At 32.5% G+C, this 16176-nt stretch carries 18 protein-coding genes; 8 read left to right on the top strand and 10 right to left on the bottom strand.

The features are described from left to right. Positions 1-105 precede the first annotated feature (105 nt). Positions 106-1047 (top strand): glycosyltransferase, encoded by a 942-nt coding sequence (locus tag N4A44_00865; protein ID MCT4552197.1) that lies wholly within the window; start codon positions 106-108, stop codon positions 1045-1047. A 55-nt stretch (positions 1048-1102) separates the two neighbouring features. On the opposite strand, the gene N4A44_00870 is transcribed toward N4A44_00865, so the two are convergent. From N4A44_00870 to N4A44_00885, 4 genes are read right to left on the bottom strand one after another with little or no spacing between them, the layout of a single operon-like run. Next, positions 1103-2062: a GDP-mannose 4,6-dehydratase gene (locus N4A44_00870; protein MCT4552198.1), complete on the bottom strand. Its 960-nt coding sequence runs from the start codon at positions 2060-2062 to the stop codon at positions 1103-1105. A gap of 25 nt (positions 2063-2087) precedes the next feature. Next, entirely contained in the window at positions 2088-3044 is a 957-nt protein-coding gene (locus tag N4A44_00875) for a glycosyltransferase family 8 protein (protein MCT4552199.1), read from the bottom strand. Positions 3045-3047: 3 nt separating this feature from the next. Next, complete coding sequence (locus N4A44_00880) at positions 3048-3515, bottom strand: serine acetyltransferase (GenBank protein MCT4552200.1); 468 nt, start codon at positions 3513-3515, stop codon at positions 3048-3050. Positions 3516-3531: 16 nt separating this feature from the next. Beyond that, positions 3532-4440: a glycosyl transferase gene (locus tag N4A44_00885; protein ID MCT4552201.1), complete on the bottom strand. Its 909-nt coding sequence runs from the start codon at positions 4438-4440 to the stop codon at positions 3532-3534. A gap of 308 nt (positions 4441-4748) precedes the next feature. Between N4A44_00885 and N4A44_00890 the strand changes: the two genes are divergently transcribed. The 3 genes from N4A44_00890 to alaS all read left to right on the top strand — a co-directional run bounded on the left by N4A44_00890 (position 4749) and on the right by alaS (position 8408). Further along, positions 4749-5024 carry a hypothetical protein gene (locus tag N4A44_00890; protein MCT4552202.1) on the top strand — a complete coding sequence of 92 codons (276 nt, stop codon included), beginning with the start codon at positions 4749-4751 and terminating at the stop codon, positions 5022-5024. A gap of 154 nt (positions 5025-5178) precedes the next feature. Then, positions 5179-5595 (top strand): hypothetical protein, encoded by a 417-nt coding sequence (locus N4A44_00895; GenBank protein ID MCT4552203.1) that lies wholly within the window; start codon positions 5179-5181, stop codon positions 5593-5595. Between the two features lie 176 nt (positions 5596-5771). Further along, positions 5772-8408, top strand: a complete 2637-nt coding sequence (gene alaS, locus N4A44_00900; protein ID MCT4552204.1) for an alanine--tRNA ligase — start codon at positions 5772-5774, stop codon at positions 8406-8408. A gap of 31 nt (positions 8409-8439) precedes the next feature. Here alaS and N4A44_00905 read toward each other — a convergent pair whose 3' ends face one another. Next, positions 8440-8787, bottom strand: a complete 348-nt coding sequence (locus tag N4A44_00905; protein MCT4552205.1) for a hypothetical protein — start codon at positions 8785-8787, stop codon at positions 8440-8442. A 182-nt stretch (positions 8788-8969) separates the two neighbouring features. Here N4A44_00905 and N4A44_00910 point away from each other — a divergent pair, with 182 nt between their 5' ends. The 4 genes from N4A44_00910 to N4A44_00925 all read left to right on the top strand — a co-directional run bounded on the left by N4A44_00910 (position 8970) and on the right by N4A44_00925 (position 12681). After that, entirely contained in the window at positions 8970-9269 is a 300-nt protein-coding gene (locus N4A44_00910; protein MCT4552206.1) for a hypothetical protein, read from the top strand. Between the two features lie 139 nt (positions 9270-9408). Further along, the gene (locus tag N4A44_00915) at positions 9409-9819 is read left to right on the top strand and encodes a hypothetical protein (protein ID MCT4552207.1); all 411 of its coding nucleotides are present in this window, start codon (positions 9409-9411) and stop codon (positions 9817-9819) included. A 177-nt stretch (positions 9820-9996) separates the two neighbouring features. Beyond that, positions 9997-11934 carry a ribonuclease J gene (locus tag N4A44_00920; protein ID MCT4552208.1) on the top strand — a complete coding sequence of 646 codons (1938 nt, stop codon included), beginning with the start codon at positions 9997-9999 and terminating at the stop codon, positions 11932-11934. 213 nt (positions 11935-12147) lie between these two features. Continuing rightward, positions 12148-12681, top strand: a complete 534-nt coding sequence (locus N4A44_00925; protein ID MCT4552209.1) for a peroxiredoxin — start codon at positions 12148-12150, stop codon at positions 12679-12681. Positions 12682-12782: 101 nt separating this feature from the next. Here N4A44_00925 and N4A44_00930 read toward each other — a convergent pair whose 3' ends face one another. From N4A44_00930 to N4A44_00950, 5 genes are all read right to left on the bottom strand, one after another. Continuing rightward, entirely contained in the window at positions 12783-12995 is a 213-nt protein-coding gene (locus N4A44_00930) for a hypothetical protein (GenBank protein MCT4552210.1), read from the bottom strand. 124 nt (positions 12996-13119) lie between these two features. Beyond that, entirely contained in the window at positions 13120-13620 is a 501-nt protein-coding gene (locus N4A44_00935; protein MCT4552211.1) for a type II secretion system GspH family protein, read from the bottom strand. A 248-nt stretch (positions 13621-13868) separates the two neighbouring features. Beyond that, positions 13869-14225: a hypothetical protein gene (locus N4A44_00940; protein MCT4552212.1), complete on the bottom strand. Its 357-nt coding sequence runs from the start codon at positions 14223-14225 to the stop codon at positions 13869-13871. A gap of 115 nt (positions 14226-14340) precedes the next feature. Then, entirely contained in the window at positions 14341-15285 is a 945-nt protein-coding gene (locus N4A44_00945; protein ID MCT4552213.1) for a hypothetical protein, read from the bottom strand. 21 nt (positions 15286-15306) lie between these two features. Then, positions 15307-16068 (bottom strand): hypothetical protein, encoded by a 762-nt coding sequence (locus tag N4A44_00950; GenBank protein ID MCT4552214.1) that lies wholly within the window; start codon positions 16066-16068, stop codon positions 15307-15309. Positions 16069-16176: the final 108 nt, after the last annotated feature.

Below are 16176 nucleotides of genomic sequence, written 5' to 3' on the forward strand. Positions count from 1 at the left end.
AGAGTTTTCAAGACTTTCCAGAGGTATTAAATAGTTGATTACTTTAAATATGTGTGTTATCTTTAAATAACTTTTTTATTATTTTTCAATTGGAAGGGAAAAATCATGGATAATAAAGTATTACAAGACTTATCAATTATAGTAAAAACATTTCTTAGACCAGATATGTTGGACAGCTTTCTAAAGTCTGTTTCAGATTATCAAAAAAAACATAATATTAAGTTTCCTGAAGTATTAGTAGGGGATGATAGTCCTGAAGAAATTATAGAGGAAAATAAAAAGGTTGTAGCTAAATATCCAGATGTAAATATAAATTTCCAAGCATTTGAATTTAATATAGGTCTTGCCGAAGGTAGAAATCGCCTAGTTGATATAGTTAAAACGAAGTATTTCCTTTTGTGTGATGATGATGTACTGCTAGATATAGACTCTAATTTCGAAGACGTAATAAAAGTTTTAGAAAAGAAAAATTTAGATATCTACGGTGGGTGGTGGAAAAACCAATATAATATGTCTACAGGTGAATATGAAGAGAGAGGCTTCGTAGCTAAATTCATAGAGTATGATAACAATCTAATACTGAATGTTGATGAATTTTGCATTCCGGAATTTGCCTATACACATTGTATGATGAACTATTTCATAGCAAAAACAGATATCGTAAAAAAATATCCTTGGGATAATGAAATGAAAACTCAGGAGCATTATATCTTTTTCTATGAAGCATGGAAAAACAATGTTAAAATGGCTGTAGGTAAAGAGCTTTTTGCAAAGCACCGTATGCGTACTGAAAACCCTACATATAATCTTTATCGCAATGATATTAATAAGAAAGAATATGTGATTAAAATGGCAGACAAGGCCAATGTTAAAAATTGGGACATTTGTTATTTCCGTAAAGGCTTAGCAGTTACATGGAGCATAAACACAGAAGAAAGAACCTCAGTTATAAAACATTATAAAGAAGTTATAAAAGAGAAAAAAAAGAAAAAGAAGAAAAGTTTATTTAAACGAATATTTAGAATTAAGAAAAAGAAATCTGCTTAATAAAAAAGCCTCTAAAAAAATAGGGGCTTTTAAATTATCTTAATATATATCTATCTTAGGAAAATTTCCATTCAACGAACTTTTTTAATCCATCTTTAATTGAAACCTTTGGTTCATATCCTAAGATCTCTCTAGCCTTAGATATATCAGCATGTGTTAGAGGTACATCTCCAGGTTGCTCGGGAAGTCTTTTTATAATAGCTTTTTTCCCCATAGCATTTTCAATCTCATAAATTAAATCTGATAATGAAACAGTTTTATCCCCACCTAGATTAAATACTTCAAACTTTTTCTCATTATAAGACATAGCTCTTTTAATACCATCAACTATATCATCTATATAAGTATAATTTCTTTGAGTTGATCCATCTCCATAAACAGGTATTTCTTTGCCTTCTGCCATAAGTGAAGCAAACTTATTAATAGCTAAATCAGGTCTTTGTTTAGGGCCATATACTGTAAAAAATCTTAAGGCTACTATATTCATGTCATAAAGATTGGTATATGTTTTACAGATAATCTCCCCAGCCATTTTACTAGCCGCATAAGGAGATATAGTATTCATGCTTGCCATATCTTCAGAAAAAGGACCTTTCTTCAACGCTCCATACACAGAGCTAGATGAAGCAAAAGCTATTTTTTTAATGCTATACTTCTTACACATATCTAAAATATTAGTAGTTCCAGTAACATTGACATCCATATATAAAGAAGGATCTTCTATAGAAGGTCTAACTCCAGCTCTAGCAGCAAGGTGAACCACATTATCGATATTATTGTCAGAAAATATCTTTTCGAGTGCATCCAAATCTCTAATATCGTTTTCATAAAACTTAAAACTTCCAGAAGTCTTTGCAGCTTTCTCTAAATTAGATATATTATCTCTCTTTATTCTAACATCGTAATAATCATTCATAGAATCAATGACTAAGACATTACTGCCATCTATAAGCAAACTTTCAGAAAGAGTTGATCCTATAAAACCAGCTCCACCTGTAACTAAAATAGTTTTCATATACTTCTACCTCTTTTTTAAAGTTCTAAAAAAAGCTTTTAAGCAACTTTTTAGTATTTTTTCTAATTATATATTTGATAAATGGTGTTTTAAAAGCACATCTCCACCATATTCTAGATTTTTTAACCTTAAAGTTATTCCATGGTTTCTTAGAACCAGTGCAATGTATTATAGCTGGATTTAAAACTGCTTTATCAAGATTTTCAGCTATCTCTGCAGGGAAAAATTTCTTCATACTTTTAAATTTAAATTTTCTATTAACATTAATATTATATCTCATATCAATTATTAATGTCTTTTCGTAAAATACAGAATTAAAAAAATCTTGATTGTGATATTCTATATCAGATTTAAAAGTCTTTAATCCAATTCTTTTCATCTCTTTTAAAAATAGAGTAGAGCATTTATCTTCTCTCATTTTCTTAAGATTCATTAATTGAATACCTGCATTAAAGTAAGTTTCACAATTTTTATCTTCATAAAATTTAGCAAAGTATTCCTTAAAGTTCATACCATTTTTACATATTTTATTTATTCCATGATAAGAATTATCAGTATGTCTCACAACGCCTGCATACTTATCTTTCAAATCAGTTTCATACATAGGAAGTAGATTATCATTAATTATTATATCTACATCCATATATAGTGCTTTATCTATCTCAGGGAAAGCATCTGCAACGAAATACAATGCATAAGTACCAATAGATAAATGCTCCCCATGATGAAAATCTTTTAGAAACTCTAATTCCTTTTTGTTCTTCTTCGCCACATCATAAAACTTAATAGAAGAGTTTTCTAATTTATTATTTACAAAGTCTGTTAGGTTGTTTTTAACAACTTCATCATTACCAGAATATAATATATAAAAATCAGTTTTTATATTATTAGGTAAATATTTTCTCAAATTTACCATAGTTGTAGCCATATAAGGGCTATAATTATCATCTCCGGATAACACTACATTCATAGTCTTTCCCATTTATTATATATCCTCTCTCTTTTTAAATTTATTAACTCCAAATACAATTGAATTACTTGGAACATCTTTTGAAACCACAGAGTTAGCTGCAATAATAACATTATCTCCTATTGATATATCCCCAACTATAACACTTCCAGAAAAAGCAATAACATTATCTCCTATAACAGGTCTCTTTCCTCTGCCTCTAAAATCATCTTTACCACCAATGGTAACATTTTGATATATACAACACTTTTTACCAAGCTTTACATCTCCAGCAATAACTATTCCAACAGGATGAGGGAATTTAGTGCCAGCTCTCAGTAGTTTCATCAAATTATTTATCTGACAAGAATTTTTTACCCTTCTAAAAAAGCCACTTTTCTGACTAAATATTATTATAAATTCTCTTCTTAGAGGTTTAAAAATTAAAAAATTAGATAAAAATTTAACTACTTTTCTTCTTACAAATAGAAGTTTGTTTTTCACAACTATATCCTTTTCTTTATTCGTTAATCGGTAATATTAATAGATCACCAAACTTCTGATCCCAATCCAAAGGATTAAAATCTACCATACCACTCCCATTCCAAAAAGTAACCTCTCCAAAATAAATTTTTCCATTAGTAAAATAGAAATCAATTCTAGCGAAATAAAATTCTTTGCTAAGCTCTCTCGCAATATCAAGCATCCTATCAAACTCAGCAGGTTTTTTAAGCTTTTCATTAGTTAAAGGGTAGCCTGCTGAAGTAAATCTCATATCTTTCCATTTTGCATCAAAGAAAGTCCTCGTATGATTAGAGTTTCTATCAAAATCAACTTGTATGTATTTTGGATCTCCGTTAAAACAAAAGAATTTATAATCTTTAAGCTCTGATCCGTCATCTTCTTCTAAAAATTCTTCAGCTATAATTCTAGGTTTTATACCAACATAATTAAATTCAGCTTTTTGAGCTCCATACTTCTTTTTTAATTTTTTCTCAGCTTCAACAAAAAAGGCTTCTTTATCAAATTTATTTTTATCTTTAACTATCCAAACACCACCAGAGTCATGGGTTAGTTTAATAACAAATCTTTTAGGTAATTTATTCCATTCAATATCTTCTAGCTTATCCCAAACACCATAGGATTTTACTAATATATCTTCAAAACCTTTAGAGGCAATATAATCTCTAACAAGATGTTTATCAGCACATAATCTCATAGTAGAATTATTTTTGGTATAATATTTTAGCCATTGAACTTTCTCACTGAAAGTTTTTGGATTTTTAAGGTCCAGCTTATACCCCTTTCTCTTAAGAAAAAGCTTCTTAAGTTCCTTAACAGGAAGAATCTTATGTTTAGCTCTAAAACTACTTCTTTTTCTTTTGGAAAGTATTAAATAGGAAGCCAGCTCCAACAATTTATCTTTCATATTAAATTCTCCCTAAACATTAGTATTATAATAATCAGAGCAATTATACTTCTCTTAATAAAATAAGTCAATCCCAGGTTTATTAAAAAATACTTGACAAATATAATTTTGAGTATATATTGATTTGTACAAAGTAAGAATTTAAAAAATTTAATAAAATTTGTACAATCATGAAAAAGAAAGCGTTTATATTTCTGATATTATTTATCTTAACAGTCATTGTTGGCATATATGCCGTTAAAATCAGTACTAGAAAAAACTTCAAACCTCTTACAGAGAAGCAAGCCTTATCAAGTTATATAGGAGGTATGAGGTACCAGCTATTAGATTATATTAATGATGATACAGAAGGTTACACCGATGCACAACTTCGTGATATAGGAAAAGCTTATAAGGAGCTTTCCAAATATGTATCAGAGGTTAATATCGATAGGAGAGCCGAGGTTGCAGAGATAAATAAAGAACGAGAAAAGACTTATGAAAGAATAGGGTACATAGTTTGGACCGTTTTCATAGTTTTAGTAATTGGCTTGATTATATCATTTATAAATTACTATAGTGATTTATCTTTAATCGGCCGATAATTAGGTTTAAATTTTTCGAGAATCCCCTTGCATTTTATATGTGAGGGGTATTTTTTTACCTACGAAAAATAAAAGTCTTGACAAATGAAGAATCAAAATGTACAATGAGTTTAATTAATAATGTAAACATCTGACATAAATAAAAATTTACAACATGAACGCATCTGTAAATCAATTAGAAAGAATAGAGATAAACCTAAATCCATTGTTATTTAACGAGGAAGTAGGAAAATTTCTTGCTCCAAAAGGAAAAGTGGTTTTAAGTGGATTGTTATCAGCAATCCTAAACACCTCTAAATACATGAGTGGAAATCCTGGAGAGGCCATAAGAGTTCTCATTGATAGGATTTTGCATGAATGTGAGAGTGACAAGGCATACAGAAAAAGTATGTTAAATCGCCTAAGTATGCTACCTTTCACAGAGGAAATTCCTGATGTGGGAAAGGCTAAAACAAGAATTACAAATTCAATTAATCGAGGAGTTAACATTCTAAGGATTGTTGATGGAAGTACATCTTTCATTCTGGAATTAGTTGATGGAAGCTCATCTGGTATTAGAACTGCCAGTTGAGATAAAACGCTAAAAAAAAGATATCCCCATACATTTTTGTAGGGGATGTTTTTTTTTGCATAAACTCCCATCTTGACTATTGTAGTCCTTTAATTTATAATGTTTAGGAACTATTGCGAATGAAAATATTCGCAGTTTTATTTATAACAAATTATATAAGTATAAGGAAAAACAAGATGACTATGACAGTAAACCAAGTCCGTGAAAAATTTATGAAGTTCTTTGAAGGTAAAGGACATACGGCTGTCGCCTCATCACCAGTAATTCCTCAAAACGATAAAACACTATTGTTCATCAATGCAGGTATGAACCAATTCAAAGATATTTTCCTAGGAAAAGAAACTAGAGACTACACTAGAGCATGCTCATCACAAAAGTGCCTTAGAGCCGGTGGTAAGCACAATGACTTAGAAAACGTAGGTTACACAAACCGTCATCATACATTCTTCGAAATGTTAGGTAATTTCTCTTTCGGAGATTACTTCAAAGAAGATGCTATCAAATGGGCGTGGACATTCATTACTAAAGAAATGAAACTTCCAATCGATAAACTGTGCATAACTGTATACCATACAGACGACGAAGCATATAACATTTGGAAAGAAGTAGCTTGTCCAGACGGCTTAAAAGAAGAAAACATAATTCGTATTGCAACTAAAGATAATTTCTGGGAAATGGGCGAAGTAGGTCCATGTGGTCCATGTTCTGAAATCTTCTTCGATTATGGTCCAGAAGTATTCGGTGACAAACCAGGTACTCCAGACGAAGACGGTGACAGATGGGTAGAAGTATGGAACTTAGTATTCATGCAATATGAAAAGTACTACGGAGAAAATGGAGAAATCTTACAAAAAGATCTTCCTAAACCATGCGTAGACACAGGATCAGGTCTAGAAAGATTTTCTTCAGTAGTTCAAGGTAAATCATCTAACTACGACACAGACCTTATTACAAACATCAAAGAAGGTATAAGCAAAATAATCAATGTAGACATTACACCTGAAAATAATGTTCTATTCAATATCGTAGCAGACCATATCAGAGCGTGTTCATTTGCCCTAGCAGATGGAGCTGCATTCTCTAACGAAGGTCAAGGTTACGTTATAAGAAAGATTATCCGTAGAGCATTAGGTACTCTAAATCGTCTAGGTATAGAAGAAGCTACTTTCTACAAATTCCATGACTTAGTAGTAAAAGAAATGGGCGACACATATAATGAGCTTAATGAAAAAGCAGATTACATTAAGAATGCCCTTAAGACTGAAGAAGAACTATTCCTTAGAACTCTTGGCGATGGAATGAAAATACTAGATAAAGAGATTGCTAATATGCCAGAAGGAGATAAAATCCTTAAAGGTGAAACTGTATTCAAACTATACGATACTTATGGCCTACCATCAGACATAGTAAGGGACGTTCTTAAAGACAAAGGTCTAGACATAGACGAAGAAGGCTTCCAAAAAGCTATGGAAGAACAAAAAGCTCGTTCAAGGGGAGCTAAGAAATCTGTATCAGGAACAGAAACAGAAAAGCTATGGTACGACATTAAAGCAGAACACGGTAGTACTAACTTCATAGGCGATAAAGAATATGAATGCGATGACGCAACTATCCTTTACATAGATGATGAAAAGATGGTATTCGATAAAACTCCATTCTACGCGGAAAGCGGTGGTCAGGTATCTGACAAAGGAGCTCTAGTATTCCTAGAAGGTAAACTAGATATCCTAGACGTACAAAAAGCAGTAGACGGTATCTTCGTACATTATTACCATATATGCGAAAGCTGTAAGAAATCTCCTGCACAACTTCAAGAAATCCTTAAAGTAGGCGATAAAGTAAAACTAGGCATAGACTCTCATAGAAGACAAAGAATTATGGCTCATCATACAGGCTGCCACTTATTACAAGCTGCCCTTAAAGAAGTGCTTGGTGACCACGTAGTACAAAGAGGTTCGAAAGTAGAACAATTCAAACTACACTTTGACTTCTCACACGGTAAAGGTCTAACAGACGAAGAAAAGGCTAAAGTAGAAGACTTAGTAAATACTTACATAGATCAAAAACTTCCAGTTAAACACGAAGAAATGACGTTAGAAGAAGCTCGTAAGACAGGCGCTATAGCTCCATTCGATGAAAAGTATGGAGATAAAGTTAAAGTTCTTACAATAGGAGAGGGCGAGAATCTTCCTTCTATAGAGTTTTGCGGTGGTACTCATATTGAAAACACATCTAAGATCAACTGCCTAGTATTTGAAAAAGATGAAAGTATCTCAGCTGGTGTTCGTCGTGTATCTATGAGCAGATACTCTTTCGTTAAAGCTGGCGAAGCAGTAGAATTCGTACAAAATAAACGTAAAGAAGAGGCTGAAAAAGCTGAAGTTGAAAGACAAAAACAAATAGCAGAAAAAGAAGCTAAAAAGAAAGCTGAAGCAGCTGGTAAAGATGACGAAATCAAAACAGTGCTAGAAGCGGTTAAAATTGAAAAGGTTAACGGAATTTCATTCATAGGAGAAGAACTTTCAGGAATCTCTCCAAAGAACTTAAAACCAATTGCAGACGCTATCAAAATAAAACAAGGTGGCAAAAAGACAGTTGTGTTATTAATGAATGAAAACGAAGGTAAAGTTTCAATAGTAGCTTCAGTTTCAGACGATTTGACATCAAACCTATCAGCGGTAGACCTAGTTCGTACTACTGCCGAAATCTTAGGTGGTAGAGGAGGAGGAGGTCGTCCTGATATGGCACAAGGAGGCGCAGCATCAATAGAAAACGCCAACGACGCCAGAGAAAAAGTTAAATCAATGATATAAAAAATAATCCCCGGTAAATCGGGGATTTTTATTAGTTAGAAGAAGGTTCTAGCATATTTTTGAGTATAGCTTCATTATCAGATTTTTTAATGTCACTGACAATACTTTCCATTTTCTCAGCAAATGCCTCAGCCTCATCTTGTCTAGTTTCTCTAAGCATTTCCTTTAGAACATCCTTTATGCTTATTTCTTCTGCCCATAATAGTTCTGAAGAATCTATAGCATTAGGTAGATTTTCTGCAATCTTCACAATCGTATCTGAAAATTCACTATTATCTATGCGGTAGAAAATATTAAGGAATTTTTCTAGAGCTAGAGGGCTCACACTTGTAATAATTGGCACAGAAGAGTGCACCAAGTAATCTACTTTACTATTCATGAATACTTATTTTTTTTAAAAATTAGGTTTGAAATAATATATTATTCCTATTTTATATTGTCAAGAAAAAGCTCTAAAAAAGTGATTTAGTAGCAAAATATACGGTAAAACACTTCATATCTTGACAAATCACAAAAGATAACTTATATTAAAAGCGTTAAACCTAAAATATAAAAAAAGATATGGAAAATTTTAAACCAGGAAGGTTCAGAGCAATTATTTTAATACCATGTGTATTTATACTCGCAATAGCGATGGAATGCATTGATAGAAGAAGTGAAACTCATAAACCTCAAGATATGATAGAAAAAACTTTTGAAAAAGAAAACCCCGACCGAGAAGAGGGAGGTGGTTCAGGAGGTGTTGGTAACGGCGTCGCTCGAGATAATAACGAGGGCGGAGACGGTGCTGGCAATGGAGCCCCAGCAGACACCGAAAATAACGGTGATGAAAGAGGTGGAGGAAGAGTCGGAAACGGCTAAAAATTGATTGCACCTAGAAAACCAAATAAACGAACCGGGTATGTCTCACAAAGACTACCTGGTTTTTTACGCCCAAACTTCCTTGACAAAAACAGATTAAAGTTATAAATTGGACTCATAAGTAAAGGTTTAAGAAAAAATGTTGGCATTTATAAAAAAATTAATAGAAGAAAGAGCATATTGGAAAATGTTTGGTTTCGTATACCTTATACTATTTTTCCTAGCATTTCATCTATGGGGCACAATGGCTCGAGGAATACAATTCTTTGAGTTCTGGCTTATACCAATGTATTTTTCATTCGTTTACGCATCTAGCCTTATCGATAACGCAGATGATAAAAAGTTTTTAAGAAGAACAGTTCAGTTCCTCTTCACAATTTCATTAATAAAAGTTTATTATTCACTATATTTTGTTAAACCATTTGATTTAAAAAATGACTGTGCTATAATTACATTCGTAATGTTCTTCGCATATTTCTGGATACCAGTAGCAAGAGAGAAGTTTACAGAGATTAAAAATAAGCTACTACCGCAAAAAGAAGAATCATAAAAAGGTATTTCCATAACTAGATTGGGAAAATCAAATAATTAATCTAGAATGTTTCTAAAAAGGAAACACAAATTGCTAAAAATGGAGAGAGTTTTCAAAAAATAATTGAAAAGTTTTCCTATATGGGAGACCATTTTTGGCGTGAATTTAATACCTAAAATATAAAGGAATAAACAGTTGGGTAGAAAACACAAAAACAAAAAGCAAAAAGCTGAAAAAACATTTTCAGTAAGCCAAATTTTAAAAAGAAGTAAAGCAAGAAAAGATAGAATGTCAGACAAGAAGTTCGTAGAAAACTTCAATCGTCAAAAATCTTTCAAAGGAGAAAATGATAAAGTAGTATCATTAGATCTTCCATCTAATTTCTCATTAGAAAAAGTTGCAGAATTCAAAAGAAACTTCAAAATCAATCAAGGTCCAGAAGCAGAAAAATCAGAAACTCTATACTTCACTGCATTAGGTGGTATGGTTAGAATCGGTAAAAACTGCTACGCCTATGGTTATAAAGGCAAATGGATAATCGTAGACATTGGTATGTTCGTTCCAGATCAAAGGGAAGAACCTAATGTAGAAAGAATCGTTCCAGATCCAGCATTCATAAGAGCTATTAAAAAAGATATAGTTGGTATAGTAATAACTCACACACACTGGGATCACTTAGGTGGTGTAGTTGATCTATGGCCAGAAATCAAATGTCCAATCTATTGTTCACCTATCGTAGAAAAAGTACTTCTTATGATACAAAAACAAACAGGTAAAGAAAATAGATTTACATTACCTATTAAAGCACTTCCAAAAGGCGGCGGTAAGTTCAAGGCTGGTCCATTTAACCTAGAAGCGGTTCATTTAACTCACTCAGTATTAGAAGCTTACGGTTTAGCAATCTATACAGGAAACGGTATAGTATTCCATACTGGTGACTTTAAAGTTGATGAAACTCCACTTATCGGAGAAACTACTAATTTTAAAAGACTTGAAGAAATGAAGAAAGAGGGCGTACTTGCAGTAGTATCAGACTCTACAAACGCAATCGACGGACTTTTCACTAAATCTGAAAAAGTAGCTAGAGAAGAAGTTATCAAGGTAGTTAAAGGTATCAAAACAGGTCGTGTATTCATGACATGCTTCTCAACTTCTATGGTAAGAATGGAAACAGCATACCTTGCTGCAAAAGAAGCAGGAAGAACTCCATACTTAGTAGGAGCATCTCTTGAAAGAATGTTCGCAATATATAAGGAATTAGGCTATCTAAAAGATATAGAATTTGAAAACTTAAAAGATGCAGATTCTACATTGATAGATGATGATAAAGTTCTATACCTTTGTACAGGAACTCAAGCGGAACCATTCTCAGCAATGACAAGATTAAGCCAAGGGCGTTTCAGAGGTTTAGAAACTAAGCCAGGCGACACAGCTCTTTTCTCTGCCAGAATTATTCCAGGTAACGAAAAATATGTTAACAGAGTTCATGATAACTATGCTAAAAGAGGTGTTCACGTGATTTCTACTAATGAAAATCCAGACATCCACGCATCAGGTCACCCTGCAAAGAAAGATCTTATCAGATTTTACGAAGCTCTAGGAGCTAAGCATATCATACCAATGCACGGAACTTATTCTCACTTAAAACATAACTATGCAATAGTTGATGATCTTAAAAAAGCGCATAAGAATAATAAGTATGATGGTATTCTACTTGGAAATGGAGACCTTATAGAAATAACTAAAGACAAACTAGAAATAGTTGCTGAAGTTCCTGAAGGTGACGTTTACATCGAGCCATTCAGAAAATTCGTTGCAGGTGATAAAGTTGTTGCTAATAGAAAGAAAGCTCACTTTAACGGAACTCTTTTTGTATCATTCCCAATGGACAGAAAGGGTAAAGTATCTGGTAAAGTTCAAGTTTCTTCAGTAGCTCTTGCAGAAACAGAAGACATGGGCTTCCTTATCGAAGGTATCAAACAATTAGTTAAAGCAACTGTTGGAAGCATGCCAAGTGATAAGATTTCTCCTTCTAACGTAGAAAAGGTAGTAGGGCAAGAAATCAAGAGATATGTTAACAGAATGATTGGAAGAAAACCAATTATAGCATTGCATATTTTTAAAAGTCACTAAAGACTTACTTTAAATAAATAAAATTATCTCCTTGAAAAATAGGAGATTTTTTTATTAAAAATTCAACTCAAAATATATTTCAAAAAAATCTAATATTGTTTCAATTCCTTTTTTAATAAAAATTATATAGAATGATTAAAGAAATTAATTAACACAAAAAAAGTTTTTACAAGTTATATAAAGACTAAGTAAAGAAAAGGAGCAAAACAAATGATGTTAGGCGTAGGCGATAAATTCCCAAAATTTAAATTAGAAGCATGCACAAAAGATGGAGGTCTAAACTTCCCAGTGATTACTGATGAAACAAACAAAGGTAAATGGCAAATAGTATTTTTCTGGCCAAAAGATTTCACATTTGTTTGCCCAACAGAAATCGTAGCATTCGATAACTTAAACTCAGAATTCGAAAAAAGAGGAGCAGTTCTAATGGGTGCCAGCATCGACACAGAATTCGTTCACCACGCATGGAAAGAAAGCCATCCTCAATTAAAGAACTTACAAATGCCAATGTTAGCAGACGTTAAAAGAGAATTATCTACAGAATTAGGTATTTTAGATAAAGATGCAGGCGTTTCTCAAAGAGCTACTTACATTGTAGATCCAGAAGGAACTATCAAGTTTGTTATGGTTACTGACCTAGGTATTGGCAGAAACCCAGAAGAAGTTTTAAGAGTATTGGACGCTCTTCAAACCGGTGGATTAACTCCTTGTGGATGGAAATCTGGCGATGACACATTAGCGGTATAAACTCCTACACATTCCCATAATAGTTCAGTACTATAATGTGTCAAAAAAAAATAAGGGTCTTCAGTCAATTCCCCGAAGGCCCTTATATTTATTTAGTCTTTTTATTCATCTAGGAACATCGCCTGAGAAAGATAAATCATAGAAAGGATAACAGTTATAGATAATCCTCCCTGAGGTTTGTAACCGTCTTTAACTTTCTTATTTACCTTTTCGATAAGTTCTTCTCTTGCTTCTCCAGTTATTTTTTCTAGATTCTCAGATCTTTCATTATTAATAGTAATAAATTTTTGAACTACTATATACTTCTCTTTCATAGTAAAATGATATTTAGTTAGTTTTTAAATGTAAATTTATTTCAGAATATAATATAAAAAAATATTTTTCAATAAAAAATCCCCACTCATCAGAGCAGGGAATAAATCTAATATCAATTAATTATTATTGAGCATAGTAAATAACAATCGCTCTTGATCCTGAAGAACAAGGAGTATCTAAAGTAGGAATTGATGATATAGATCCTGGAGCTCTACCAGTACATACGACAGCATCTGCATTTGACCAATCCATAGAGTAAACTAAAGCTGCATCTTCATCATCATCTAGATTAACAGTAATTGAGAAACCAACATTGTTAGCACCGATAATAGTATATCCATTAGAAACACCCATGCCATTATATTCTTTCATTAAGCCTGTTTGTACAAAAGCAGAGTCATAACTTCTTGTAGAACCATTCCATTCACCAAATTCTGAAGGTTGAGTCATTGTTCTAACTTGTTGAGCAATAGTAGCAACTTCAGCTTTAATGTTGTTTGATTTAACGTTTCTTGTAGCCATAGTGTAAGCAGTGATACCTAAAACTGTAATAACAGCCATAATACCTAACACACCAAGCATTTCGATCATAGATCTACCTTTTTGATTTTGTCTTGATAACATTATTTCATATCCTTTCTTTTCTAAAAATAATCGAGAAAAATATAACATAAAAGAAAGATTCTTTCAAGCACATAAAAGAAAAAAATCCCCACTCATAGAGCAGGGAATAAATCTAATATTAAGTGATTATTATTCAGTATAAGTAATCATAACATTTGGGTTGCCTTCAGAGCAATCAGCTGTTACAAATGTAGCATTACTCCAATCCATAGATTTAATAAGGTTACAATCTTTAGTATCGTCTAAAGTTATATATATATATCAAATCTATCATTATCTCTACCTCTAAGAAGATATCCTGTAGTTGTTTCTCCATCAGTACCAACACCCATTCCATTATAAGGTTTCATAAGTCCTGTATCAACGAAAGCCGACTTAAAAGTTTTATTTCCTCCTCGTCCCCATTCTCCCCATTCAGACCTTTGAGTCATAGTTCTAACTTGTTGAGCAATAGTAGCAACTTCAGCTTTAATGTTGTTTGATTTAACGTTTCTTGTAGCCATAGTATAAGCAGTGATACCTAAAACTGTGATAACAGCCATAATACCTAGTACACCAAGCATTTCGATCATGGATCTACCTTTTTGATTTTGTTTTAATAACACTATTTTAATCCTTTCAATTATTAAATAATACAACACAAGATAGCATAAAATAAGAATACATTCAATCCTACAAATTAAAAAAAAATCCCCACTCAGAGAGCAGGGAAATCATATTTTAATCTACTTTAATTTTAAGGCATCCTTGAGCAGGATCATATTTCCAAATGGCATCATCTAACGGCTGATATATATTTCTATCACGACACTCTTGAGCATCAGTACCATTAGCAGCATCTACACCCATTTGCCACGCAGCAGCTTCTTGCTTTTGTAGCTCAACAGATTTCTCATCCGGCTTATAAAGATTAATTTGAGAAATTTCAAAATCTTCATCACCACAAGAAGATTGAGCTTTTTCAATATACCCAGCCAATTTAACTTCAACAAGCTCTCTCCAGTTTTCTTCTCTATAAGGTTTCATGTCATTAGCCATAAGTTCGCCAGCATTACTTCTTCCCACCAAACCAGTAGTAAAGAAGTCCGCAGCAACAACAGCACTACCATTCATAGAAACAGGTCCGCAGTTTTGATAAAGAGCTTCTTGCATAGGAACATCAACTCCGCCATCACTTTTAATCATTACAGAATAACAATTTCTAGCAGCCATCATATCTCTTTTAGACTCTACACATTCAATAGAAGAGCTCTTAAAGTTCTTTTCTAATTCATCTTTATTAGTAAGGAACTGCTCAACTTGTCCAACAATACCGGCTCTACATCTTAATTGATAATTAAATTCGTCTGTGTTAAATCTTTCCATACAATCAGAAATCTTTCCAACCAATTTATTTAAAGACATTCTACCACATTTATCGTAAAGACCACCAGAAGTCTCTCGTCTCTTTACTTGTTCTTTGTCAGCACAAATCTGATCAATACAAGCACCAATAAACTTATTACAATCATTACTCAAATCCCTAGTATGCCTAGTCATATTCCTAGCATCTTCTTTTTTCTTTAAGTCTGGCATAGAAGTAACATCAAAATAAGCAGAATAAGAAGTTCCAGAAATCCCTAAAAACAAACCAACTAAAAAAGTTTGAAAACCTCGGTTAAACATAATCCTCTCCCAACCTAGATATTAATTTTGATAACTACCAAGAACCTTAGGCATATCATATTCAGTCTTAGAACTGCTACATGCATTTATCTTTTTAGTCTCATAAGAAGTCGCTACAGCTCTCGCAGCATCTTTCCAATTATCTCTCTTAGAATTAGCAGGTAATCCTTTTTCAAAAGCTTCTACTGCAGAATAATTACCTGCTAAGAAATACTCTTGAGCCATTTTATTTGATCCACCAACAACTCCGTTACCACAAAAACTTTGAAGTCTAGATAAAACACTTCCAGCAAATGGAGCAGTTTGAGTATATATAAAGTTAAAACAAGTCGCCGAAGCCATCTCTTGAATTTTAGCTTGCTGACATGCATATGAATTTTCAGAAGCAGAATCGTTTATCTTATTTTTATTAGTCAAAAACTCTTGAGTTTTAGCAACAATAAATTTAGAACAGTAAGGAACATATTTAATTCTATCCTGAACAGAAGCTCCACTCAAACAAGACTCAATCTTTCCATAAATATCTGAGGGTTGATATCTATCACATCTGCTATATAAACCATTAAGCTGAGCTCTAGACATATCACTCTCTTTACATACCGCTGCTAAGCACTTATTTATAGCAGGTAAACATTTGTCGTCAGTAGGATAAGTATCCATGCCACCATGTTCGTAATCTGAGAAATATTGTCTCGCCGCAAAAGAACTATTAGCGAAAGATAATAGTGTTAAAAAACTGGCCGAAACCAAAAATAAAAATCTTTTGTTATTTACTTTTTTCATAATTTGTATTATAACAGATATTGAGATTTAAGAAAAGAAATTTTTTAAAATAATGATTTTAACGAAAGAGGAAAGTATAAAATGAGAATAAGTTCTTTAATATTGTCA

This window comes from Alphaproteobacteria bacterium (genome assembly GCA_025210155.1).
GTDB lineage: Bacteria > Pseudomonadota > Alphaproteobacteria > Rs-D84 > CASDRH01 > JAOASE01.

Coding starts and splice junctions, on each gene's coding strand:
- N4A44_00865 (MCT4552197.1), top strand. CDS start 106: ATGGATAATAAAGTATTACAAGACTTATCAATTATAGTAAAAACATTT.
- N4A44_00870 (MCT4552198.1), bottom strand. CDS start 2,062: ATGAAAACTATTTTAGTTACAGGTGGAGCTGGTTTTATAGGATCAACT.
- N4A44_00875 (MCT4552199.1), bottom strand. CDS start 3,044: ATGGGAAAGACTATGAATGTAGTGTTATCCGGAGATGATAATTATAGC.
- N4A44_00885 (MCT4552201.1), bottom strand. CDS start 4,440: ATGAAAGATAAATTGTTGGAGCTGGCTTCCTATTTAATACTTTCCAAA.
- N4A44_00890 (MCT4552202.1), top strand. CDS start 4,749: ATGAGGTACCAGCTATTAGATTATATTAATGATGATACAGAAGGTTAC.
- N4A44_00895 (MCT4552203.1), top strand. CDS start 5,179: ATGAACGCATCTGTAAATCAATTAGAAAGAATAGAGATAAACCTAAAT.
- alaS (MCT4552204.1), top strand. CDS start 5,772: ATGACTATGACAGTAAACCAAGTCCGTGAAAAATTTATGAAGTTCTTT.
- N4A44_00905 (MCT4552205.1), bottom strand. CDS start 8,787: ATGAATAGTAAAGTAGATTACTTGGTGCACTCTTCTGTGCCAATTATT.
- N4A44_00910 (MCT4552206.1), top strand. CDS start 8,970: ATGGAAAATTTTAAACCAGGAAGGTTCAGAGCAATTATTTTAATACCA.
- N4A44_00915 (MCT4552207.1), top strand. CDS start 9,409: ATGTTGGCATTTATAAAAAAATTAATAGAAGAAAGAGCATATTGGAAA.
- N4A44_00925 (MCT4552209.1), top strand. CDS start 12,148: ATGTTAGGCGTAGGCGATAAATTCCCAAAATTTAAATTAGAAGCATGC.
- N4A44_00930 (MCT4552210.1), bottom strand. CDS start 12,995: ATGAAAGAGAAGTATATAGTAGTTCAAAAATTTATTACTATTAATAAT.
- N4A44_00935 (MCT4552211.1), bottom strand. CDS start 13,620: ATGTTATCAAGACAAAATCAAAAAGGTAGATCTATGATCGAAATGCTT.
- N4A44_00945 (MCT4552213.1), bottom strand. CDS start 15,285: ATGTTTAACCGAGGTTTTCAAACTTTTTTAGTTGGTTTGTTTTTAGGG.
- N4A44_00950 (MCT4552214.1), bottom strand. CDS start 16,068: ATGAAAAAAGTAAATAACAAAAGATTTTTATTTTTGGTTTCGGCCAGT.